Here is a 21,919-nt window from a genome sequence, read left to right as displayed (position 1 = left end):
AACACGCGGCGCTGGCGCCAGATTAAAGTGTCAATTAATCGGCCGTACTGCCGATAAGGTATTCGTATTTTGATAAATAATGCAAATAAAGCGCCAACTGTTAAGTAGTTGCCATATTTGATGATTATTTTTAATGAAGAGCAATGTTGCGGTGACAGAGGGCTTAACGCTGCGGTTTTCGAAAAAATTGCTGAGAGGCAAACTCATCAATCATCTTTTGTTCTTGTTTTAATTCGGCAAGTTGCCGCTTATGCGCCTTGCGCTCAAGCAGCAGCTCCACCGCTTTACGCTTTTGCTGTTTGACTTGCCACACTTGCTGGCCAATTTGACGCTGCTTATCAGACTCGTTCACCGCAAAATGCTGTTTGGTGATCGCCTCATCTATTTGACGGATAAACTGATGAAACTGATGATAATTACTTGCACTTATCACCTGCCCCTGTTGCTGCTCCATCTGTTTCATGTAATCAAGACGGTATTGCTGTAATGCGCTTAGTTGCTGCTGGCATTTTTGCAGCACCATCTGCGCAGAGCGCAGTTGCAGTGACGCTTGTTCTTCGGCGTCGAGCGCCAATTTAAGCACGGTATCGAGTGGATCATGTTTTGCCATCACATCCTCTAAATCATCAAACTCAAGGGCATCTATTTATTTCACAATAGCCGCTACCCCTGACATTGGGCACTCAATTGACCTAACATCAAGGCACAACTGTCAAAGCTAAGCGACTCTTTCATCGTTTGACGTAAAAAGGCGTTCATTGCCGGTTGCAGGCGAATGGCGTTATCGATACGGGGATCGCTGCCTTGGGTATAAGCACCAATCGAGATCAAGTCGCGATTTTGCTGATACAAGGAATACATCTGTTTTACTCGGCGAGTGGCTTCTAAGTGGGCTTCACTGATCACCATAGGCGCAACACGGCTAATGGATGCCTCGACATCGATAGCAGGGTAATGGCCCGAATCAGCCAAGGCACGTGACAGCACAATATGCCCATCGAGGATCGCTCGCGCCGAGTCGGCGATAGGATCTTGTAAGTCATCACCTTCGGTTAATACTGTATAAAACGCAGTGATCGAACCTTGTCCCACGCCACCATTGCCGGCGCGCTCCACTAACTTAGGTAACTTGGCAAACACCGAGGGCGGATAACCCTTGGTGGCAGGCGGCTCACCGACGGCCAGTGCAATTTCACGTTGCGCCTGCGCGTAACGAGTCAGACTGTCCATTAACAGTAAGACGTTATAGCCCAAATCACGAAAATACTCGGCGATCCGGGTCGATGTTTCACAGGCGCGCAGCCGCATTAACGGCGAGGTATCGGCCGGAGCGGCCACCACCACAGAGCGGGCTCGCCCCTCTTCACCTAAGATCTCTTCGATAAACTCTTTCACCTCACGGCCACGCTCGCCAACCAAGCCCACGACGATGATATCGGCGGTAGTGCCACGGGTCATCATCCCCAGCAGCACACTTTTACCGACGCCAGAGCCGGCAAACAGCCCCATACGTTGACCCTTGCCGACCGTCAGCATCGCATTGATGGCGCGTACGCCAACATCGAGCGGCTCGGTGATCGCCCGCCGTGCCAATGGATTAATGGGCGCGGCATGACGCGGTGCTTTTTGGTCAGTATGCAGATGGCCTAAGCCATCGAGTGGCACGCCGTTGCCATCGAGCACTCGCCCCAGTAAGGACAGGCCCACATTAAGCCCTGCCTGCGCACCCAATGGCGTAACTTTAGCGCCGGGCATCACACCTCTGAGCTCTTCAACAGGCATTAAATACAGTAGTTTATCGTCAAAACCGACCACTTCGGCAATAAGGTCACCGGCCATGGTCGCAATACTGCACAAACTGCCTACCGATGCACGGCAGCCGGTAGCTTCCAACGTCAAGCCCACCACTCGAACCAATTGACCACTGGCGTCGGGCATAAACGGATTGACGTTATGGTTATGCTGTTTGAATTTATTCAGCAGTTGGTGTTGTCGCGTCTGCATCTTGTTGACCTTGGTTATCACGCTTATCATCATGGGGCGTCGCAGCATCCGCCTCTGAGGTGGATTGTACTTCGGGTGCAGATACCTGACTCACCGCCTCACTCGCCTGCTTAGCCAACGCCTGCTGTTGTTGCAGCTTCTGTTGCTCTAAGTGACTTTCGCTGTGGACTAAGTTTTCAAATACCGCCTTAATGCGGCTTTCAAGTCCCATATCGACACGGCTTCTATCATTACTGATGATGCACTCGCAGCGGCGCAGTGACGGATCGGACTCTATCTCCCAGCGATTTTTTTGCAGTTGGGCACTGCCATATAACTGCTCAACCAAGGTGACGTCTTCTGGGTGCAAACGCACATTGACGCCTTGTTCTTTTAGCGGAAGGGCGTCAATACCTTGGCGAAGGGCGGCCAAGACATGCTCAGGATGCACCTGCAGCTCATGGCCTATCACCGCCTTAGCCAAGGTCATGCTGAGGTTTACCAGAGATTGCTCAATTTCGGTATCGAGTAGCGATAAAGGTGCCACCAATTGCTGCATTAAGGCTTCAAATTGCTGAACTTGTTGCTGCGCCTGAGTCAAGCCATGCTGGTAACCTTGCTCTTCGCCTTGGCTGAAGCCTTCTTGATGGCCTTGTTCTAACCCGCTGAGGCGGCCTTTTTCTAAGCCCTCTTGATAGCCTTGTTGCTGGCCTTGTTCAAAACCTTCGGTTTCGGCTTCCGCGCGGATAGTTTCGATTTCGGCAAGCGTCGGCGGCAACACATGCTGTTCGACTTCTACCGCCTCTTTTACCGGAGTTGTGCGGCCAAAGAGATTTTCTTTAGCCGTGGTATCGACCACTGTCACGTCAGGCAATTGCCAGTGACTAAAGTCAGCCTTATCTTTAGGCGTTGAGCGATCGTCGGCGTTACTCATTATAGGAACTCATCGCCACCGCCACCGCCGAGAATGATCTCGCCAGCATCACTTAAACGACGGGCAATAGACAAAATTTCTTTTTGCGCCATCTCCACTTCGCTGATGCGAATAGGCCCCATGGCTTCCAAATCATCGTTAAGAATTTCAGCTGCACGTTTGGACATATTGCGTAATATTTTATCTTTAAGTTGATCGTCAGCGCCTTTAAGGGCTTTCATCAACACATCTTGCTGCACTTCACGCAGTAGGGTTTGAATACCAATATCATCAACATCGGAGAGGTTTTCAAACACAAACATCAAGTCTTGGATCTGCTGGGCTAACTCTTCATCAGATTCACGCAGGGTTTCCATCAACTGACTTTCAACCCCGGTATCGAGGTAGTTCATGATGCTGGCCGCCGCTTTGAGTCCGCCCATCTTGGCCGCTTGCGCGCCGCCCTGGCCTGCAAACTGTTTCTCCATGATGTCATTAAGCTCTTGCAGCGCTGCAGGTTGAACCTCTTCTAGGTTAGCAATACGCATCATCAAATCTAAACGAGTATTTTCAGGTGCTTGAGCAAAAATTTCCGCCGCTTGATCTGGCTCAAGATACGATAAGACAATGGTTTGGATCTGTGGATGTTCATTTTGAATAATGGTGGCTACCTGTCTGGCGTCCATCCATTTTAATGACTCAAGCCCGCGCGCACCGCCGCCCATAATGATCTGTTCAATCAGGTTGCCGGCTTTGTCTTCACCTAAGGCGGCAGTCAAGGCTTTACGCACAAACTCTTCACTGTTAAAGCCAATAGAAGAGTATTTCTGCACCTCTTCTAAAAACAGCTTGTGCACCCCAATCACTTTACTTTGGCCGAAGTCTTTCATGGCTGCCATCGACATACCGACTTTTTGCACCTGCTTAGGCTCTAAGTGTTTTAAAATGGAGGCAGCATCTGCTTCACTCAAACTGAGTAATAAAATCGCCGTTTTCTCGATGCCGCTCAGATCATCAACATTGAACTCGACGGCATTACCTTTGATTGCAATATCTTTATCATTACTCATTTTCTTGTAACCAACCTTTGACTACTTGGGTGGACAGTTCCGGTTCGTTCGCCACTAGGGCACGGATGGCCTTAATCATATCATCGTCTTTATGCAGATCCGGTATCAAAATTGAACCATCATCAGCATAACTGTATTCGGCATCGGGTCGGTTTAACATGCCCAAGGTATCGGCGGCGTACTGATCTTCAATTTCTGCAAGCTCTCCCCCTAGCATAGGATCATCAGGCATCTTATCGGCATCGGGGTAGATAAGCCGTTTTAACATAGGCCGCACGACAAAGAGGATCAAGGCCAGAATGATAAGTCCGCCCATCACTAGCTTAACCGCGCGCCAAAACCAGGGTTGCTCCCACATTTCTAGCGCAGGTGCCTCTTCAATCAACTGATCCATAAAGGGAACCGTAACCAGTTCAATCATGTCACCACGCTGAGTATTAAAGCCCACGGCGCCTTCGAGTAACCGACGAATATTGGCCAACTCTTGCTCTGTGCGCGCCACACGCTGCACTTGCCCATCGGCGCCAGCAGGACCGGTTTTAAAGTCAATGGCGACCGATACACTGACGCGTCTGACCACGCCAATTTGCTGGCGGGTATGGCTAATGGTGGTGTCGAGTTCATAGTTGCGGGTGGCTTCTTTATGACTCGAGCCCGGAGCAGTACGCTCTTGTTGGTTATCCAGCGCGTTTTCAGGAATGTTCGACTCCATCGGCGGTTGGTTCGTCAGGGCGCCAGGAATGCCGCCAGTGGTCGAGCCCACCGATTGGTTTTCAACAGTCATTTCACTGCGCATGGCAGGCAAGTCAGGATTAAAGCGTTTCGCGGTCTGCTCTACGGCAGTAAAGTCCATATTCACATCGACCTGAGCGGTAAAGTTTTCTGGGCCGAGAATAGGCATCAATATCGACTCAATCTTGTTGCGATATTCTGACTCTTTTTGTTGTACTAGCTCTTGCTCTCGCCTGGCCCGCGCCGATACAGCGTCTTGACTGCCCGAGTTGAGTAAGCGGCCATTAGAGTCTGTAACCGTGACACGTGTGGGCTCAAGGCCGTGTACCGCAGAGGCGACGATATCGACAATCGAGTCAATCTCTTCTTGGCCTAATCCGCCTCGGCGAGTGCTGATAACTACAGTCGCGGTGGGGGTTGAACGATTTCTAGCAAAAACATTTTCTTTAGGGATAGCCAAAATCACTTTAGCGCGGCTGACGCTATTGAGTTCTTCTATGGTACGGGCGAGGTTTTGCTCTTGGCTGTGTTTTAAACGCGCTTGCTCCATACGTTGACTGACACCGAAGCCACTGTCCTGAGACAGGTAATCATCTTTCGCAGCCGAGTTGTCAATACCGGCGCGGCTGAGCATCATTTTAACTTCTTGATATTGATCCTCAGGCACTTTTAACACATCGACATCAATTTGGTAGTCAACTTTATTTTTATCTAGCACATCGAGGACTTGCACCATCTCCTCGGTGTCCATTTTACCCAGCGGGCGATATTCAGGCTCTTGCGCCCACAACATGACAAACACAGCTAAGGCTAAACAGATCGCCAGCGCTAAGATCATGGTCACTTGACGTAGCATGTCGACGCCGCCAAAAGCACCACCACTGGGTTTGTGCTCTTCTTGGACTCCACCGGCTAACATGTCGTCTGCAGTAGAGTTTGTTCCCACTACCATATCTGTGCTCACTATAGATACCTGCTGTGTTTTTTATTAAGAAATGCCTGATCAGAAAAGCTGCCCACTATACCGGCATGCTCATGATCTCTTTGTACGCTTCGACAAGTTTGTTACGCACCTGCACTGTAGCTTCAAATGCGACGCTGGCTTTTTCGCGCGCAATAACCGTGTCAGATAAAGTCACCCGGGTATCGCCCATATCGAGACGTGTTTGCATCGACGATGAGTGACCCTGTAACGAGTTCACTGTGCCGACCGCTTGTGAGAGGAGTTGACCAAAGTCACTGCCACTGGTGTTAGCGACTTGCTGAGTTATGTTAGGAGTGATCCCGCTAGGCTTAATTTCACCGCTAAGCGATTGCATCTCCTGCAATAATGAATTGGCACCAATCTGCATACTAACCTCTTAGTCGTCGTATTATTGACGAAAAATTTCTGTTAGCAAGGGCAATGCAATATTATTGCCAAAATGGTCAACCGATAGCACTTTAAGCCAGCGAATTGCTTAAATAACCTCCTAGAGGTGACAATTAAGTCAAGCATAAGTCTAGAATTGACCACGCAAATAAGCTGTGAACCGCGGGCGGTAAATAGCAGAAATAAAAACGCAGCATAAGAAGATAGCTTCTGGTGCTGCGCTTATGGGCATAGCCTATGTTGTGCCTTCTATAAGGGGCAATTACGCCGGCAGTTGAATGCCTAAATCGCGCATCTTAGCCATCTTATAGCGCAGTGTACGGGCACTGATCCCCAGCTTTTCGGCCACTAACTTACGACTGCCGTTACACTGGGACAATGTCTCGAGGATGATCACATGCTCTTGCGCTTTGAGCTCATCGCCTAGGCCATCTAGCTCGGCGCTTTTTGACTCGCCAAATTGCGGGGCACTGTCGATACCGATATCTTGGTTGTCGATAATAATATCGCCTCCCATGATGGTATCGCCCGACTGTAAGATCAGGGCTCGCTGTATCACGTTATCCAGCTCGCGTACGTTACCCGGCCAGCGATGGGTTAATAATCGCCGCGATGCCGACTCATCTAATTGTGGCACATATGCTAATCCGGCCGACTTGGCATGACGCTGCACTAAATGTTTTGCCAGCGGTAAAATATCCGCGGGGCGTTGATACAATGCTGGCCACGTCAGCGGAAACACGTTAATCCGGTAATAGAGATCTTCACGGAACTCACCACTGGCGGCGATGGCTTTTAAATCACGGTTGGATGTCGCCAAAACCCGCACATCTAACTTAATGGTTTTGCGGCCACCTAAACGCTCGACCTCTCGCTCTTGCAATACCCGTAATAGCTTGGCCTGTAGGCCTAAATCCATTTCGGAAATCTCATCAAGCAACAAGGTACCACCCTGCGCCTGTTCAAATTTCCCTGGACAGGCCTGATAAGCGCCAGTAAATGCGCCCTTTTCATAACCGAACAGGGTCGCCTCAAGCATATTTTCAGGGATCGCCGCACAGTTAATTGCCACAAAAGGGCCTTCGGTGCGGGTACTGTGCTGATGAATATAGCGGGCTAATACTTCTTTGCCCGAACCACTTGGCCCCATGATCATCACCGAGGCGTCTGAATGAGCCACCTTTTGCGCCAAAGCCAATAATGCTAGGCTTTTGTCATCGGCCACAATTGGCTGATTTTCGATTAATTTAGGTTTTAAATAGCGTGACACCTGGTTTAACAACACCTCTGGCGCGAAGGGTTTAGCTAAATAATCAACCGCACCCAATTTAATAGCGCTCACCGCATTATCTATGGTTGCAAAGGCTGTCATCAATAAAAGGGGCAGCTGACTGTAATGCTGCTGTAAATAATTGAGTAACCCTAAGCCGCCGATGCCGTCCATCTGCACGTCACTGATCACCATGTCAAACTGATGTTCTTTTAACGCCACTATCGCCTCTTCTGCAGAGCCAACATCGACACATTCATACTGGGCTAACAGTAAGGTATCAACCAAAGCCTCACGCAGAGAAACGTCATCTTCAACCAATAAGATATGAGCTTCAGCCATGGGTCACCTCCACGTCCTGTTCGACCATCGCGGGTAAGGCGAATGAGGCTCGGCACCCTTGACCACGTATACAATTGAGCTGTAATTGGCCATGATGGTTTGCCACCACGGTTTGTACCACGGCCAAACCTAAACCTGTACCTTGAGACTTGGTGGTAAAAAATGGTTCTAATACCTGTTGCTGCATGGATTTATCCATCCCTTTACCGTTATCAACTACTTCAAACAGGATCTGCTGCGCATTATCTTGCGCCTTAATCCAGATATGTGTGGCTCCGGCCTCAACGCTGTTAATCACTAAATTATTAATGGCAGAACTCAATGCGGCGCGATTGGCCATAAAGGTCTGTGTTGAGGCCATATCAACATGCAAGCTACACTCTTTGCGCGCCGCGATCGGCTCACAATTGGCCAGCACAATATCGACCACTTCGGCCATGGTAGTTGCATCGGTCAACTCTTGTTGACGCCCTTTAGCCATGAGCAACATATCATCGACCTGCTGCGATAACTCATTAAGCCGGTCGATAAGCTTTGATTGAAAACGCTGGCGGGAATCTGTGGTTAATTTAGGACTGCCAAGATTAGAGGCATACAGCAAAGCGGCCGATAAGGGCGTTCTCACTTGATGCGCTAAGCTTGCCACCATTTTACCTAAGGCAGATAAACGCTGCAGGTGGGATAAATTCTTTTGCAGCAAGCGGGTTTCGGTAAGATCTGTCAGCACAATGAGCTGCCCAGCCTCTGGCGTCAAGGGGGTTATTGCCAGCTTAACTCGACGACCATTTTTTAATGAGACTTCATGGCCATCATCATGCTGCGGCGCAAAGGCGCGGTTAATGATCTGCAGCCAACGCATACCCGCTAGTGGCTGCCCAAGTAACTGCACCGCAACCGGATTAGCCTCGGTAACAATACCGTCGCCATTAATGATCACTACACCCGATGGCATCGCTTGGAGAATATGTTCCATGGTGCTAGACATCGCATCATTAGCGACGCTGTTGGCCATCATAGGTGGCACAGAGTCAAACTCAGTAAAGTGTAATTTGGGCGTAGCGGACATAGTCACTCCGTCAATAAAATGCTGCTAACGGAGTCAATGCAGATATTATGCCAATAAAAAAGGGCACTATGATGAGTGCCCTTATAAACCAGTAAACGGGGGGAGTTAGTCTTTACTCATGCCATATTTACGCATTTTTTCAACTAAGGTGGTGCGGCGAATACCCAGCATTTCTGCGGCTCTGGCGACCACATTATCTTGCTGTTCTAATGCTTGGCGGATCATATCAATCTCAAGTTCAGCCAAGAGATCTTTCAGGTTGACCCCTTCAGGTGGTAATTCACTGGGGAAGCGGCTCTCAGGCATATCCACCACCACTTCATCGCTAAAGATAGACGCCAAGGCATCACGCTCTAACTCTTCTTCGCTGATTTCAACTTGATATTCTGGCACATCAATATGACGATACTTCAATGGCAAGTCGTTCACATCGACTAGGCCACCAGGATAGAGAATAGTTAAACGTTCGACTAGGTTAGACAGTTCTCTGACATTACCTGACCAGCTATGCTCTTTAAGTGATTCGATGGCACGCTGGGTAAAACGTACCTTACCACGGCCCTCGTTATAGACTCGACTCACAAGCTCTTGCAGTAACAGGGGTATATCGTCTTTACGCTCACGTAGTGCTGGCATCTCAACGGGAAACACGTTTAAGCGGTAGAAGAGATCCTCTCGGAACTCCCCATCGGCAATCATGGTTTCAAGCTCACGATGAGTCGCGGCAATCACCCGCACGTCGGTCTTAAGCGCCTTACTACCACCGACGCGTTCAAAGACTTTTTCTTGCAATACACGCAGCAGTTTTACCTGCATCTGCAGCGGCATATCACCAATTTCATCGAGGAATAGCGTTCCCCCTTCAGCTAATTCAAATCGCCCCTTACGGGCACTGATCGCACCTGTAAAAGAGCCTTTTTCATGGCCAAAGAGTTCACTTTCTAACAATTCAGCAGGAATTGCACCACAATTGACAGGAATAAAGGGGCCATCACGACGCTCTGAAATATAGTGAATATTTCGCGCTACCACCTCTTTACCTGTGCCGGATTGCCCCAGTACGAGTACCGTGGCATCAGAACCCGCCACTTGATTTATCAGATGACGAACTTGAGCAATACCTTCACTGCGTCCAACTAAGCTACGAAATAGCTTGGTTTGATTACCACTGGTTGGCACCTCAGGGCGTTTAGCCTGAACAAAAACTTGGCAAAAATGTAACAACTCAGTGAGCTGCGGGTAGTTAAGGGGTTCTTCGATACATCCAAGAATATTAGATGTGCTAAGGTTGTCGGTTTGGCCTAATACCAATATCGGCTGCCAAGGAATTGCAGTGGCAATCGTCTTTAACAGCTCTTTAGATTGAGCCTCTTGAGCTAGCACTAATGCCCGAAAACGGGTATTGGAAACTCGGGCTTCAAGTTCATCAACGCCAAGCTGTTCAACTTGTTCACCAAGAAACTCAAAAACACAAGATAAGCGATTAGTTCGCTCTGACTCATTACCGACAAGTAGAATTCGTTGATCTGTTTGCATCATTTAAGAAGGCCGTAAAAGCGCTCAGTGTTGTTCGCATTAATTATTAGTGTTAGTAGCTTAGAAAACGAGATAATGCAGTTACTACTGACTTTAAATAAACTAACTACCATTAAGGAATAGTGTATTATCAGCAACGTATTAGCAAGTATCAGATTCACTTTATGACAAACTCATCTGATTCTAGAACAATTTATCTACGATTCAAGCGCGAGATGTCAAAGGCTTGACACCTGACAGAATTACGGCGCACTCAAGGCTTTACGAACCACGCAATTACGCATCACTGTGTGACACTATATGATGGTCTTTTTGCGGAATAGCATCCCAACCTTCTTTAATGGTTCTGAGTATCTCACTAACATCATCAATGGCTTGCACATCATTATTGATGTTGGCTTCCGATATTTTACGCAGCATAAAATCATAGAGTTCGCTAAGATTATTGGCGATATCACCGCCAGCTTCCATATTCAAACTATTGTTTAGGCCAGTAATAATACCAATGGCTTTACCAATAAAGATCCCTTTATTGGCAATATCATTATTTTCAATCGCATAACGGCTTTGTGCTAAACGTTGCAGCGCCCCCTCAAACATCAATTGAATAATACGATGGGGAGAAGCGACCGAAATTTCGCTCTCTACTGATACCTTACGATATGATTTCAGTGACGTTCTCATAAATACCTACCTACTCTAAACCTATAGACTTATACACATTAAGCTGCTTCTGGCTCTTTCGCCCTAAATGCAGCAGCTCTTGTCGATGTTTTAACAATGGTACCGCACGAGCAGTAAACTGATTCGTGAGCGTTAATTGCGTCTGCAGTACTTGTCTATCTTCCTCTTTAGGAGACTCAAGCAATTCATTGAGCAAAAGTTGACGCTGATTAACCAAATCTAGCAAATTTGATACCAACTCATCAGCTTTTTCATCTTCGGCTGTAATAGCCTCTAATTGACTCAATACAGCAGCCAACTGAGTATTTAGTGTATTTAGTGATTGCAAATCTAAATAACCTTACAATTAACCAGATGCCTTGACCACACCTGGCAGAGAATTTAATGCGCTAATAACGCCATTACCTTGGGAAGTTAAATTACCCACCACTAAATCCATGGCATTGAACTGTTTAAATAACCGAGCTTGCAGCTGCTCCATCTTCATATTGAAAGCTTCGCGCTGATCTTCTAAACGTTGCTGATCTGCTGTTAGAGTATTATTGCGTGAGTCAAGTAACCCGCTGGTTTTAACATAACCTTCGACCATGGTATCTAAGCGCGTTGCAAGACCTGTGTCTTTGGTGGCAAACAGGTTCTCGATACTGTCCATATCTTCATTAATGACTTTATCCAGCTTGGTACTATTGACAGATAACTTACCATAGCGATCGGCTTCAATTCCGATATCGTAAAGTGCAATACTGTCGCCACCGCCAGTATCGACACGGGTCGAAATCATATTGCGCATTTGCGACTCGATAGAGCGGATCATTGAATCCCCTTGCATGGCCGCGGCTTTCTTCTCTTTCGCGTCGTAGGAGGAAAGCTTTTCTATCGTGTCAATCAAACCGTTATAGGCATCAACAAAACCCTGCACATTCTCTTTAACGGCCTCTTCATCAAGCTCAATTTTGAGTACTGAAGTCTTATTCAGATCGGCATCGGTTAAATTTAAAGTCACGCCTGAAATCGCATTGCTAATTTCATTGGTTTGCGACTGTAACTTTTGCCCATCGATATACACAATCGCTTCTTTGGCCGCTTGTACTTCGGTCAAATTACCTGTGCCAAACATATCATTAAGCCCAGTCCCGCTAGTATCGTTAGCCGCAACGGTGACATTACTGTCAGAACCTTCGGTGTCAGAGCTTATCACTAAGCGGCTACCACCATCTGTGGTGACTATGGTCGCTGTGACACCGACGTTATCGTCGGCATTGTTAATACTGGCGGCTATCGCATCGAGCGAATCACCCGCCGCGACATCAACGCTAAAGGAGTTGCCATTTACCGTAAAATCTAAGCTACCTTCACCAACCGCGGCTTTAGGATCGGCGGTAAAGCCCCCGGCAACCTTATGGCGCTGGGCAAGTTGCTCAACCACAATATTATAACTACCCGACTGGGCATTTTTATCGGCGCTAGCCGTAAAATAATTGCTCTCACCGGTACTAACTTGGCGTTGGTTTAGACTATTACCATCTTTAAGTTTTTCTAAGGCATCTTGAAACTTAGACAAAGCACTCTTTAAAGTACCAATGGCAGAAACCTGCGCTTCAAGCGCATCTTCTTTCTTATTAAAGATCGCTTCTTTAGGCACTTTTTCGGCATCAACGAGTACGCCGACAATCGTGTTGATATCGAGTCCAGAGCCAATTCCCGTTGCTGTTAATGCCATAAATACCTCAACTTAATTATGATGTTCTAAAGCCTTAAACTTCAGTTTTCATTAGTAAACCTGTCACTTCCGACAATTTTTGCGCCAATTCTAGAGCTTCTTCATTAGGAATTTGACGAATGATATCGCCAGAATCTATATCCATAACGCTTACAACATTCGTGCCAGAACCTTCATCGATTTTAAATGCTAATCCTTTTCGCATCAGCGACATCATATCAGACAGCTCATCGACAACACCTTGCAATTGCTCTGGTTCAGCTTGTGCTGCGGGCACCTCTTCTGCTGCTTCCACCGCGTTAATAGCAGAGCGAGTATCTAATTCAACATCCTGCTGACTAGGTTTCGTCGCCGCATGATCTACATCCACTTTAGTCGGAGCAAGAGTAGCTGAGTTAACCATATTGATGTCCATAACAATAACCCTCGTTTCACCGTGTTGCTTAAAACCACGAAAGGGAGGCTCGTTGCCGAACCTCCCTTATCGTATCAATGCTTAACCTTGGCTCGTTATAGTAACGATAGTGCAACCTGTGGCAACTGGTTAGCTTGCGCTAACATGGCTGAACCCGTTTGCTGTAGTACCTGGTTTTTAGTCATTGCTGAGGTTTCTTTGGCGAAATCCACATCCACAATACGACTCTTAGCATCTGAAACGTTAGCCTGCGTGTTAGCGCTGTTACTGATGTTGTACGACAGACGGTTTTGCACCGCACCTAAGTTGGCGCGCTGGCCATCGATGGTTTTAATCGCAGCATCAATTTTATCAAGTGAATCTTTACGTTCAGCTGGTGTTGTGTTTTTTAACGCGCTAATTGTCAAGGTTGTCCTATCCGTTTTTGCCACAGAAAGGACGATATCTTCACCATCTTGGTGCCCCACTTGGAACGATTTACCACCAGCGAAACCACCACTCATTAACTTAGTATTACCAAAGGCGGTATTTTTACCAATCTCATCAATCTCAGTAACTAGGGCATCTATTTCTGATTGTAACGCTGTTAAATCGTCATCACTGTTGGCACCGTTTTCTGCTTGTATGGTCAAGTCACGCATACGTTGCAGCATGTTGGTCTGTTCTTGCATTGCGCCTTCGGCAATCTGGGCAATTGAGATCGCATCGTTAGCGTTACGCATACCCACTTCAAGACCACGAACCTGAGAATCTAGACGGTTAGAGATGGCCAGACCGGCGGCATCGTCTTTTGCACTGTTAATACGCAAACCACTTGATAGACGCTCCATAGAGGTCGCTAGGTTACCACTAGACTGATTCAAGTTCTTTTGAGCTTTCATCGATGTAACGTTTGTATTTACTGTAATAGCCATTATCGTTTCCTCTACTATGCCTGACTTAATCACTTGCCTGTCTGATTTAAGCCAGGCGGAGCTAATTGGTTACAGTAAATGTAACGGCACGAGGATTTTAATCTTTAGCTTTTTTTCAAAAAAAACACAAATTTAGATTAAATGATTGAATTTATTACTTTAAATGCCAGGTTCACACCGGTGAACGCACTAAAATTGAGCCGCATTGTGCGGCTCAACGTTACCCATATCTATCTTATTGGTGACCATTAGCCTAACAGTGACAAGGCCACCTGTGGCAACTGGTTGGCTTGGGCTAACATGGCTGAACCCGTTTGTTGTAGTACCTGGTTCTTGGTCATAGTGGCGGTCTCTTTGGCGAAATCCACATCCACAATACGACTCTTAGCATCGGCGACATTCGCTTGAGTATTGGCACTGTTACTGATGTTATGTGCTAGACGGTTTTGCACCGCACCTAATTTAGCGCGCTGGGTATCGATAGTGTTAATGGCTGCATCAATCTTCTCTAACGACGTCTTACGATCACCTGCTGAAGCATTAGCTAAGGCACCTACTGATAGACTGACTTTATCGGTTTTGCCCACTGAAATAGTAATATCTTCGCCATCTTGATGACCCACTTGGAAGGTTTTACCTGCAGCAAAGCCACCGCTTAACAGTTTAGTGTTACCAAAGGCGGTATTATTACCAATCTCATTAATTTCATCGGCCAGCTGATCCATCTCTGCTTTTAGTGCAAGCAAATCGTCGGTGCTGTTAGCACCGTTTTCAGACTGGATGGTCAAATCACGCATCCGCTGTAGCATGTTAGTTTGCTCTTGCATCGCGCCTTCGGCAATTTGTGCGATAGAGATGGCATCATTGGCATTACGCATACCCACTTCTAAGCCACGGACCTGCGAATTTAATCGGTTCGAGATGGCTAGACCTGCCGCATCATCTTTAGCGCTATTGATCCGCAAACCACTAGACAAACGTTCCATTGACGTTGCCAACCCCTGAGATGAGGTATTGAGGTTTTTCTGCGCCTTCATTGATGTAACGTTAGTATTTACTGTAATAGCCATTGTGTTTTCCTCTTCTTGGTTGCACTGCCAAGACGCTGAGCTTGGCTAAAAAATCCTGAGTTAACATCTATCGAGATAAGCCTCGTTAGATATAGTCAAATAGTGTCGTCGACCCGACTTTGCTAAACACACTCGACACCGCATTTAACGCTAATTGCTGTTTTTCGAGCTCTGTAATAGCAGAGGCGTAATCTAAATCTTCGAGCATCGATAACGCCGAATTGTTGACTAATTGCTCTTCAACATGGGCCGAACTGTGACTCTCTAGACTTTTCAAATGAGTGCCCGATTGACCTCGGGCAGTACTGATTTGATTTACACCACTATCGATATCATTCAATACCTGTGCCAACTCTGATCTTCCTTGCGGCGTATTTATTTTATTGGGATCTTCTATCAAGGAAATGGCTTGATTGATGGTGTCGAAAATACTGACTTCACTTTGAGGATTTATGGTAAAACTGTCGCCGTTTTCAGGCATGTCCGAGAGAGAAACCTCAATACCATTAACACTTACAGGGGTAGATGGGTCGAACGGCGATACCGTGGTCACCAACGCAGCGCTTGAGTCTCTTACCTCTAAATCGCCGCCCACCATGGTAAAGGTGTAACTGTCTTCAACATAAGCTGCAGGATCGGTAATACTGGCGCTGTTAACACTAAAATCACCAACTTGTGTTGCCAAATAATTGACACTGAAATCGCCTAATCCTGATGGCGCATTCATAAATGCCTGATCGCCCGGAATATTTGTGCCTAAGGTGACGCCCGATGCGACGACCGCATCACGCACGCCGCTATCGCCGTTATAAACCACATTGCCTGCGGCATCGAAACTAAATGGCTGCTTACCCGTTTCGAAGCCACCAAATAGATAATTGCCCGATTCATCTTGGGTATTGGCAATCGCAACTAACTCTTCCAAGGTTGTGCGCAGTTCGACGGCAATCATTTGCCGCTCGGAATCTTCTAAACCGCCATTTGCTGCACGCAACACTTGTTCTCTAACCGAAGCCGTCAATGTCTCGGCGCTGCCAAGCTTGCTTTCGGTCAATGACAAACGGTTGTTGGCATAGTCGATATTTTTCATAAACTGATCGACTAAGGCATTTTGTTGGTTAAGGTTATCGATACCAATAGCGGCAACTGGATCGTCACCTGCGGTATTGACTCGCTTACCGCTTGACAGTTGCTCTAAGATTTTACTGGTCGATGATTGCCTGTCTAACACACTGGTAATACTTTGGTTAAACATCTGTGCCGTTGAGATGCGCATCTGATTTACTCCTATCTCACCGAACTAAATAAAGTGTCAAAAATTTCAGCGGCCGTGGTCATGATCCGCGCTGATGCCTGATAAGACTGTTGAAAACGCATTAAATTGGCGGCCTCTTCATCGAGGTTCACCCCAGATTCGCTTTGCACTCGGCTATAGGCCTGTGCGTAAACCGCCTCGGCCGAACCTAATGCCACCTCGGCCGATTTAGCTTTGCCGCCCACGGCTAACTTAGTCGACTCATATACATCACTTAAGGTGGCGCTACCGCCCTGCATCAATTTGGCTTCGTTTAATTTGGCCATCGCAAGGGCATTGTTGTTATTACCTTCGGCAAAATTGAGATCGAAGGTAAAGCGCTGACCAGCCTCGGCGGTACTGCTTTGCACATCGAAATTCATTCCAAAGGCGTCAATATTAGGTGGCGTAAACATCCCCACACCTAAAGATGTACCTGTTGCATCAAAGGCTTGATAGCTATTGGTGATGGTGTCTATTTCAAAGGTGATTTCACCGCCTACGCCAGGAAAATTGGCTTGGCTAGGATCCATACTGTTTAATGTGAGGCTCGTGCTACCCGTATTGGCCGCATCGGCATTGATACTCGGACCCGCAGCGGCAATGCCTTTAGGGTCGCTCATCACCACATCTATACCAGCAGTCGCCCCCGCTGTGGGCCTGATCTCAAACTGATCGCCCGAGGCCAAGGTGCCAGCGGCTATTTGAATACTAAAGCCGTCACCACCAGTGAGCTCGTTACCGTTAAGCACCAATGGTGTGACAACGCCACTGTCGTTATCTTTAAGCTCATAGGTTGCAGGCGCAGTAAAACTTAACTGATAGTTACCACCAGAGAGCGCCCCAACATCATCGATATTGACCTTAAGGGTGGCATCGCCCGTGTTATTGCCGTAGGCGCCTACGCGGCCCATCGACATCTTAGGATCGTTGATATCTAAAAAGAGGTTTCCGCCCACATTGCCATTTAAGTCAAATCCTTGGCCCTGAGCTTGGTTAAAGCTATCGGCGATGCCTACCGCCAGCTGTCCCATCTCCATTTGGGCAGGGATCAAGGTGTCATCCCTAAATTGAAATAAGGCGCCTAAGCTTCCGCCCATTTTTGCGGGATCGAGCACCAGACTTTGGTCGCCAACCGATGCGGTGATCCGCAGCTCACCACCAAATGGGTCGCCCGTTGTCGAGCCCACTTGCATCGACACCTCGCCAGACACCAACATGGCGGCGCCGCCAAGCATGATACTTTTGGCTCCTGATTCCAGTGGGATCACATTGACTGCGGCGTACTCGCTCAGCTCTTGGATTAAGGCATCTTGCTGATCAAGCAGCTGCATGTCGGCCCCTTGAGACTTCATCAGCTCTTGGTTGATATGCCCAAGCTCCTTGCCGATAGCATTAATTCTGTCGGTGATCGCCACGATTTGATCGTTAGTCTGCTGCATTTGACCATTAAGGTGAGAGTTCATCTGGTTTAATGCATTAGCCAGTTGCTCGGCATTCCCAAGTACACCACCTCGAATGCCTAAATCATCGGGAAGATCGCTCAAGCTGTTTAGCCCAGCAAACAGGTCATTTAAACCTTGCGGCACCGATTTGCCGATCTGCGAAAATAGTTGGTCAAGCTCGCCCATTTTGATCTGCGTGGTCTGCGCCTGACTCACCGCCGTTTGCCCAATACGCAGTTCGCGCGCAGCGTAATCGTTATAAATACGCTTAACGTCACTCACATAGGTACCCGCACCAAAAAAGTTATTGCCTAAGCGCTGCGACTCGAGGCTCGACTGCTCAGCCACTTGACGGTGATAGCCTTGAGTGTTGGCATTAGCGATGTTATTACTGGTTATCGCCAATTGTGACTGCGATGCCAGCACGCCCGTACGAGCAATATTAAGTAAGTCCAATGACATTAAAGAATCCCTCCTACAGGGCGGGCGATGGTAATTTGACTCATGGTGTTACTCCCGATATGGCTGAACCCAGCCCTTTGGTTACCGATTGCATCACCTTGATCACTTTGTCGGCGTAATGTGGATCGGTTGCATAACCGGCATCTTGCAGGGCTTGTACAAACGCAGCAGGATCGGCCGCCTTCTCCATGGCCGCTTGATAACGTGGCCCTTCAGAGATAAATGACACAAAATCATCGAAACTCTGCTTTATGCCGTCATATACGCGAAAATCGGCCCGTTGCTTAACCGCCACACCTTGTTCAAACTCCAAGGTGCTCACGCCCGCTTTGTCGCCTTGCCAGCGCTTATCGGCCTTAATATTAAATAGGTTATGACTGGGCTCACCCTGTGTGGTGCGCACCATTTTTTGTCCCCAACCAGTTTCGAGCGCCGACTGGGCAATGAGCACCTCTGGCGTGGTGCCAAGGGATTGTGCTGCGGCCTTAGCATGGGGATATAACGCGCTAACAAACTCTTCACGGCTACTGAAACCATTTATGGGCGCGGCCGATGGCAACACTTTGCCGCTGACAACCTCGTCGATCGCCTCAGGTAAAGAGGGAGTTTGAGTCGCTGAAACCTTAGATTGGCTTAAATGCTGCGCCGTCATATTGACGCTAGATGAGGTAGGCTGCTGCATGCCGCCACGTAACACTGACGCTGGGGTAAAGGCAGTGGCCGTAGGATCGAGCTGCTGCACCATCAAGTCGGCTAGGCCTAACATGCCTTTGTCGGAGAGATTAACCGACATCTGCTGATCGTGCATCTGCTCGTAAAACTTAGTGTATTGGCTGTTCATCGGGCTGTCGGACTCAAACACAGCATTGGCGTCGCGCATGCTCTGCATCAGCATTTGCACGAAGATCCCCTCAAATTGCTGCGCCACTTCCTTAAGAGCTGACTTATCATCTTTTTGTGCTTTGGCACGCAGGGAGTCTAGCCCCCCGATGTCCATAAAGTGCGATGAATGTGACAGCTTTTCCATAGTCAACCCGACAAAAATTAGATGATGATAAGCTCTCCATGCAAAGCGCCTGCCACTTTTAACGCTTCGAGAATTGCCAGAACATCCGATGGCGCCGCGCCAACCAAATTAACCGCCCTAACGAGTTCATCGAGGGTGGTACCTGGATTAAACAAAAACATACGGTTATCTTCTTCAGACACATCGATAGTGCTGTTACTGGTTACCACAGTATCGCCACCCGCTAAGGGGTTGGGCTGTGACACTTGGGTCGCCTCAGCAATAGTGACCGTCAAACCACCGTGGGTGACTGCCGCTGGCAGCAAACGCACATCAGCTCCCACAACTATGGTGCCAGTACGAGAATTAACGATAACCTTGGCCGACTCAGATGCGGGCTCAACGTCGATATTTTCCAGCGTGGCTAAAAATGACACCCTTTGCGATACATCACGCGGTGCACTCACTTGCACAGAAGCGGCATCAAGCGCTCGGGCCATACCTGGGCCAAGCAAACCATTAATGGCATCGGCTAAGCGTTTAGCCGTTGAGAAATCAGCGCGGCGTAAGTTAAACGTCAGGTGATCGCCAGTTGAAAATGGCGTCGCTACCGTGCGCTCAACAATCGCGCCGTTGGGAATACGACCCACGGTAGGAGTATTTTGGATGACTTTTGAACCATCGAGCCCTTCGGCACTAAAGCCACTGACCACCATACTGCCTTGAGCGATGGCGTAAACATTACCATCGACCCCTTTTAGAAAGGTTTGTATTAAGGTGCCGCCGCGTAGGCTTTTGGCTTCACCTAAGCTCGATACCGTAACATCTAAGGTTTGCCCCGGTTTAATAAAGGGCGGCATATTGGCGTGCACAGCAACCACCGCGACGTTTTTAATCTTGGGTCTAAAGTTATCCGGTAGATTGATACCGAAATTTTTCAGCATGGTTTTAAATGTCTGCTCGGTATAACGGGTCTTTTCACCTGTACCGGGCAAACCCACGACAAGACCATAACCAATGAGTTGGTTATTTCTCACCCCTTGCACATTGGCAATGTCTTTAATGCGCTGGGCAAAGCTTATTGAAGAAAACAGGGTCAGAGCACAAAGTAAAATAATTTTAACTTTCATGATATTACTTCCTAAAAAGGCCACCAATCACTCATGAAAAATTTCCCTAACCAACCCACTTTTTGTGCATCGGCAAAGGTGCCTGTCCCACTGTATTGAATGCGCGCATTAGCAACGCGCTGCGAGTCAATAGTGTTGTCGGGACGAATATCTTGCGAACGTACAATGCCGGTCACCCGCACAAATTCATCACCGTTATTGATGGTGATCCATTTCTCACCGCGGATCACTAGGTTGCCATTATTGAGCACCTGCATCACATTGGCCGAGATACTGCCTGACAGGCTATTGCTCTGATCGGCGTCTGACTCTCGTTTGGTGTTAAAGCTGTCTTTATAACGTAAATCGATAGGTACGCCTTTGATGGTGACATTGCCGCCACCAGCATAAATGGGGTCAAGACTAAGATCTGAGCCTTTTTTAATCTCATTATTAGCGCTCTTTGACGCTTGGGTCGACTCTTCCAAAATCACCGTGATGATGTCGCCCACTTTTAACGCCTTGATATCGGAATACAATCCCGATGCCTGACTGTCTTGATACATAGATCCCGTTGCCGCCACCTTGGTTAGCGGAGCTTCTGGGTAAACGGGCGCATAATAAGGGTCATCAGCAATCGGCTTATTATTGCTAGTCGAGCTACACCCCGCTAAGGCGATGGCTGCCACCAGCATGAGATACTTAGTCATATTAAGCCTCTACAAATTCTGGTTAACGTAAGACAACATCTGATCGACGGCTGAGATCACTTTGGAGTTCATCTCGTAAATTCGCTGACTCTCAATCAAGTTAACCAGCTCTTCGGTTACATTCACGTTAGAGGTCTCCAATGCACCTTGACGAATCGCGCCCATGCCATCTAAAGAGGCCGTTCCTTGAATCGGTGCACCGCTCGCGCCAGTTTCGGTGTAGAGGTTTTGCCCCATAGGATCTAACCCACTTGGGTTAATAAAGTCGGACATGGCTAACTGGCCCACCACTTGGTTTTCGGCCGCACCCGGGGTTTTTACCGAGACCTCCCCTTCTGCCGACACTGTGATACTGGTGGCGTCATCAGGAATGGTGATCGCCGGCTGCAACACATAACCTGAGCCAGGGGTAACTATTTGACCAGTATCATCTAAGGTGAACTGGCCATTACGCGTGTAGGCCGCGGTGCCATCTGGCATCTGCACTTCAAAAAAGCCTGGGCCTTCAATCATTAAATCGAGTGAGTTATCCGTGGTTAACATGTTGCCTTGGGTGAACATCTTTTGCGTCGCCACCACTTTGGTACCCGCACCGATATTCAGGCCATTGGGCAATTTGGTGTTAGAGGCACTGATGCCACCAGCTTGGTTAACCGTTTGATAAAGCAAGTCTTCAAATACGGCGCGGCTTTTCTTGTAGCCAATGGTGCTCGCATTAGCCACGTTGTTAGAGATAACCGAAATATCGGTTTGCTGAGCATCTAAGCCTGTTTTACTGATCCATAACGCGGGATGCATAATCTATC

At 47.9% G+C, this 21,919-nt stretch carries 21 protein-coding genes; all 21 read right to left on the bottom strand.

The window, feature by feature from the left end; genetic code table 11:
• Positions 1 to 163 precede the first annotated feature (163 nt).
• The 21 genes from fliJ to flgG all read right to left on the bottom strand — a co-directional run bounded on the left by fliJ (position 164) and on the right by flgG (position 21,911).
• Positions 164 to 610: a flagellar export protein FliJ gene (gene fliJ / locus AC0VXX_RS05690; protein ID WP_475516298.1), complete on the bottom strand. Its 447-nt coding sequence runs from the start codon at positions 608 to 610 to the stop codon at positions 164 to 166.
• 53 nt (positions 611 to 663) lie between these two features.
• Positions 664 to 2,004: a flagellar protein export ATPase FliI gene (gene fliI, locus AC0VXX_RS05685; protein WP_475516297.1), complete on the bottom strand. Its 1,341-nt coding sequence runs from the start codon at positions 2,002 to 2,004 to the stop codon at positions 664 to 666.
• Positions 1,973 to 2,917, bottom strand: a complete 945-nt coding sequence (fliH, locus tag AC0VXX_RS05680; protein ID WP_475516296.1) for a flagellar assembly protein FliH — start codon at positions 2,915 to 2,917, stop codon at positions 1,973 to 1,975. The genes fliI and fliH overlap by 32 nt, the downstream gene beginning before the upstream one ends.
• The gene (fliG, locus tag AC0VXX_RS05675) at positions 2,917 to 3,966 is read right to left on the bottom strand and encodes a flagellar motor switch protein FliG (RefSeq protein ID WP_475516295.1); all 1,050 of its coding nucleotides are present in this window, start codon (positions 3,964 to 3,966) and stop codon (positions 2,917 to 2,919) included. Before fliG ends, fliH begins: the two co-directional genes overlap by 1 nt.
• Positions 3,959 to 5,650 carry a flagellar basal-body MS-ring/collar protein FliF gene (fliF, locus tag AC0VXX_RS05670; RefSeq protein WP_475516946.1) on the bottom strand — a complete coding sequence of 564 codons (1,692 nt, stop codon included), beginning with the start codon at positions 5,648 to 5,650 and terminating at the stop codon, positions 3,959 to 3,961. The genes fliG and fliF overlap by 8 nt, the downstream gene beginning before the upstream one ends.
• A 67-nt stretch (positions 5,651 to 5,717) precedes the next feature.
• Positions 5,718 to 6,050: a flagellar hook-basal body complex protein FliE gene (fliE, locus tag AC0VXX_RS05665; RefSeq protein ID WP_110456371.1), complete on the bottom strand. Its 333-nt coding sequence runs from the start codon at positions 6,048 to 6,050 to the stop codon at positions 5,718 to 5,720.
• 282 nt (positions 6,051 to 6,332) lie between these two features.
• Positions 6,333 to 7,682: a sigma-54-dependent transcriptional regulator gene (locus AC0VXX_RS05660; protein WP_475516294.1), complete on the bottom strand. Its 1,350-nt coding sequence runs from the start codon at positions 7,680 to 7,682 to the stop codon at positions 6,333 to 6,335.
• Positions 7,675 to 8,748 carry a sensor histidine kinase gene (locus AC0VXX_RS05655; protein WP_475516293.1) on the bottom strand — a complete coding sequence of 358 codons (1,074 nt, stop codon included), beginning with the start codon at positions 8,746 to 8,748 and terminating at the stop codon, positions 7,675 to 7,677. The genes AC0VXX_RS05660 and AC0VXX_RS05655 overlap by 8 nt, the downstream gene beginning before the upstream one ends.
• 105 nt (positions 8,749 to 8,853) lie before the next feature.
• Entirely contained in the window at positions 8,854 to 10,287 is a 1,434-nt protein-coding gene (locus AC0VXX_RS05650; protein WP_475516292.1) for a sigma-54 dependent transcriptional regulator, read from the bottom strand.
• Between the two features lie 273 nt (positions 10,288 to 10,560).
• On the bottom strand, positions 10,561 to 10,968 hold the full coding sequence (fliS, locus tag AC0VXX_RS05645; protein ID WP_475516291.1) for a flagellar export chaperone FliS: 408 nt from the start codon (positions 10,966 to 10,968) through the stop codon (positions 10,561 to 10,563).
• 10 nt (positions 10,969 to 10,978) lie between these two features.
• Complete coding sequence (locus tag AC0VXX_RS05640) at positions 10,979 to 11,296, bottom strand: hypothetical protein (protein WP_475516290.1); 318 nt, start codon at positions 11,294 to 11,296, stop codon at positions 10,979 to 10,981.
• 18 nt (positions 11,297 to 11,314) lie between these two features.
• The gene (fliD, locus tag AC0VXX_RS05635; protein WP_475516289.1) at positions 11,315 to 12,688 is read right to left on the bottom strand and encodes a flagellar filament capping protein FliD; all 1,374 of its coding nucleotides are present in this window, start codon (positions 12,686 to 12,688) and stop codon (positions 11,315 to 11,317) included.
• Between the two features lie 34 nt (positions 12,689 to 12,722).
• On the bottom strand, positions 12,723 to 13,103 hold the full coding sequence (locus AC0VXX_RS05630) for a flagellar protein FlaG (protein WP_475516288.1): 381 nt from the start codon (positions 13,101 to 13,103) through the stop codon (positions 12,723 to 12,725).
• Positions 13,104 to 13,198: 95 nt separating this feature from the next.
• A complete protein-coding gene (locus AC0VXX_RS05625) occupies positions 13,199 to 14,017 on the bottom strand; it encodes a flagellin N-terminal helical domain-containing protein (RefSeq protein WP_475516287.1) in 819 nt (272 codons plus the stop codon).
• Between the two features lie 248 nt (positions 14,018 to 14,265).
• Positions 14,266 to 15,087 carry a flagellin N-terminal helical domain-containing protein gene (locus tag AC0VXX_RS05620; protein ID WP_475516286.1) on the bottom strand — a complete coding sequence of 274 codons (822 nt, stop codon included), beginning with the start codon at positions 15,085 to 15,087 and terminating at the stop codon, positions 14,266 to 14,268.
• 85 nt (positions 15,088 to 15,172) lie between these two features.
• A complete protein-coding gene (gene flgL, locus AC0VXX_RS05615; protein WP_475516285.1) occupies positions 15,173 to 16,363 on the bottom strand; it encodes a flagellar hook-associated protein FlgL in 1,191 nt (396 codons plus the stop codon).
• Between the two features lie 11 nt (positions 16,364 to 16,374).
• Positions 16,375 to 18,288: a flagellar hook-associated protein FlgK gene (gene flgK, locus AC0VXX_RS05610; protein ID WP_475516284.1), complete on the bottom strand. Its 1,914-nt coding sequence runs from the start codon at positions 18,286 to 18,288 to the stop codon at positions 16,375 to 16,377.
• Between the two features lie 40 nt (positions 18,289 to 18,328).
• Positions 18,329 to 19,315 (bottom strand): flagellar assembly peptidoglycan hydrolase FlgJ, encoded by a 987-nt coding sequence (gene flgJ, locus AC0VXX_RS05605; protein WP_475516283.1) that lies wholly within the window; start codon positions 19,313 to 19,315, stop codon positions 18,329 to 18,331.
• Positions 19,316 to 19,332: 17 nt separating this feature from the next.
• Complete coding sequence (locus AC0VXX_RS05600; RefSeq protein ID WP_475516282.1) at positions 19,333 to 20,424, bottom strand: flagellar basal body P-ring protein FlgI; 1,092 nt, start codon at positions 20,422 to 20,424, stop codon at positions 19,333 to 19,335.
• Between the two features lie 11 nt (positions 20,425 to 20,435).
• Positions 20,436 to 21,113: a flagellar basal body L-ring protein FlgH gene (flgH, locus tag AC0VXX_RS05595; protein ID WP_475516281.1), complete on the bottom strand. Its 678-nt coding sequence runs from the start codon at positions 21,111 to 21,113 to the stop codon at positions 20,436 to 20,438.
• Positions 21,114 to 21,122: 9 nt separating this feature from the next.
• Positions 21,123 to 21,911, bottom strand: a complete 789-nt coding sequence (gene flgG, locus AC0VXX_RS05590) for a flagellar basal-body rod protein FlgG (protein WP_110456386.1) — start codon at positions 21,909 to 21,911, stop codon at positions 21,123 to 21,125.
• Positions 21,912 to 21,919 lie beyond the last annotated feature (8 nt).

The sequence above is a fragment of the Shewanella sp. QJM3NY_23 genome, from assembly GCF_056173105.1.
The sequence above is the reverse complement of the archived record's forward strand: the minus strand, read 5'-3'. Positions and strand labels throughout refer to the sequence as shown.

Excerpts from the sequence above, each read along its gene's own strand:
- fliJ (WP_475516298.1), bottom strand. The coding sequence starts at position 610 with ATGGCAAAACATGATCCACTCGATACCGTGCTTAAATTGGCGCTCGAC.
- fliI (WP_475516297.1), bottom strand. The coding sequence starts at position 2,004 with ATGCAGACGCGACAACACCAACTGCTGAATAAATTCAAACAGCATAAC.
- fliH (WP_475516296.1), bottom strand. The coding sequence starts at position 2,917 with ATGAGTAACGCCGACGATCGCTCAACGCCTAAAGATAAGGCTGACTTT.
- fliG (WP_475516295.1), bottom strand. The coding sequence starts at position 3,966 with ATGAGTAATGATAAAGATATTGCAATCAAAGGTAATGCCGTCGAGTTC.
- fliF (WP_475516946.1), bottom strand. The coding sequence starts at position 5,650 with ATGGTAGTGGGAACAAACTCTACTGCAGACGACATGTTAGCCGGTGGA.
- fliE (WP_110456371.1), bottom strand. The coding sequence starts at position 6,050 with ATGCAGATTGGTGCCAATTCATTATTGCAGGAGATGCAATCGCTTAGC.
- AC0VXX_RS05660 (WP_475516294.1), bottom strand. The coding sequence starts at position 7,682 with ATGGCTGAAGCTCATATCTTATTGGTTGAAGATGACGTTTCTCTGCGT.
- AC0VXX_RS05655 (WP_475516293.1), bottom strand. The coding sequence starts at position 8,748 with ATGTCCGCTACGCCCAAATTACACTTTACTGAGTTTGACTCTGTGCCA.
- AC0VXX_RS05650 (WP_475516292.1), bottom strand. The coding sequence starts at position 10,287 with ATGATGCAAACAGATCAACGAATTCTACTTGTCGGTAATGAGTCAGAG.
- fliS (WP_475516291.1), bottom strand. The coding sequence starts at position 10,968 with ATGAGAACGTCACTGAAATCATATCGTAAGGTATCAGTAGAGAGCGAA.
- fliD (WP_475516289.1), bottom strand. The coding sequence starts at position 12,688 with ATGGCATTAACAGCAACGGGAATTGGCTCTGGACTCGATATCAACACG.
- AC0VXX_RS05630 (WP_475516288.1), bottom strand. The coding sequence starts at position 13,103 with ATGGACATCAATATGGTTAACTCAGCTACTCTTGCTCCGACTAAAGTG.
- AC0VXX_RS05625 (WP_475516287.1), bottom strand. The coding sequence starts at position 14,017 with ATGGCTATTACAGTAAATACAAACGTTACATCGATGAAAGCTCAAAAG.
- AC0VXX_RS05620 (WP_475516286.1), bottom strand. The coding sequence starts at position 15,087 with ATGGCTATTACAGTAAATACTAACGTTACATCAATGAAGGCGCAGAAA.
- flgL (WP_475516285.1), bottom strand. The coding sequence starts at position 16,363 with ATGCGCATCTCAACGGCACAGATGTTTAACCAAAGTATTACCAGTGTG.
- flgK (WP_475516284.1), bottom strand. The coding sequence starts at position 18,288 with ATGTCATTGGACTTACTTAATATTGCTCGTACGGGCGTGCTGGCATCG.
- flgJ (WP_475516283.1), bottom strand. The coding sequence starts at position 19,315 with ATGGAAAAGCTGTCACATTCATCGCACTTTATGGACATCGGGGGGCTA.
- AC0VXX_RS05600 (WP_475516282.1), bottom strand. The coding sequence starts at position 20,424 with ATGAAAGTTAAAATTATTTTACTTTGTGCTCTGACCCTGTTTTCTTCA.
- flgH (WP_475516281.1), bottom strand. The coding sequence starts at position 21,113 with ATGACTAAGTATCTCATGCTGGTGGCAGCCATCGCCTTAGCGGGGTGT.
- flgG (WP_110456386.1), bottom strand. The coding sequence starts at position 21,911 with ATGCATCCCGCGTTATGGATCAGTAAAACAGGCTTAGATGCTCAGCAA.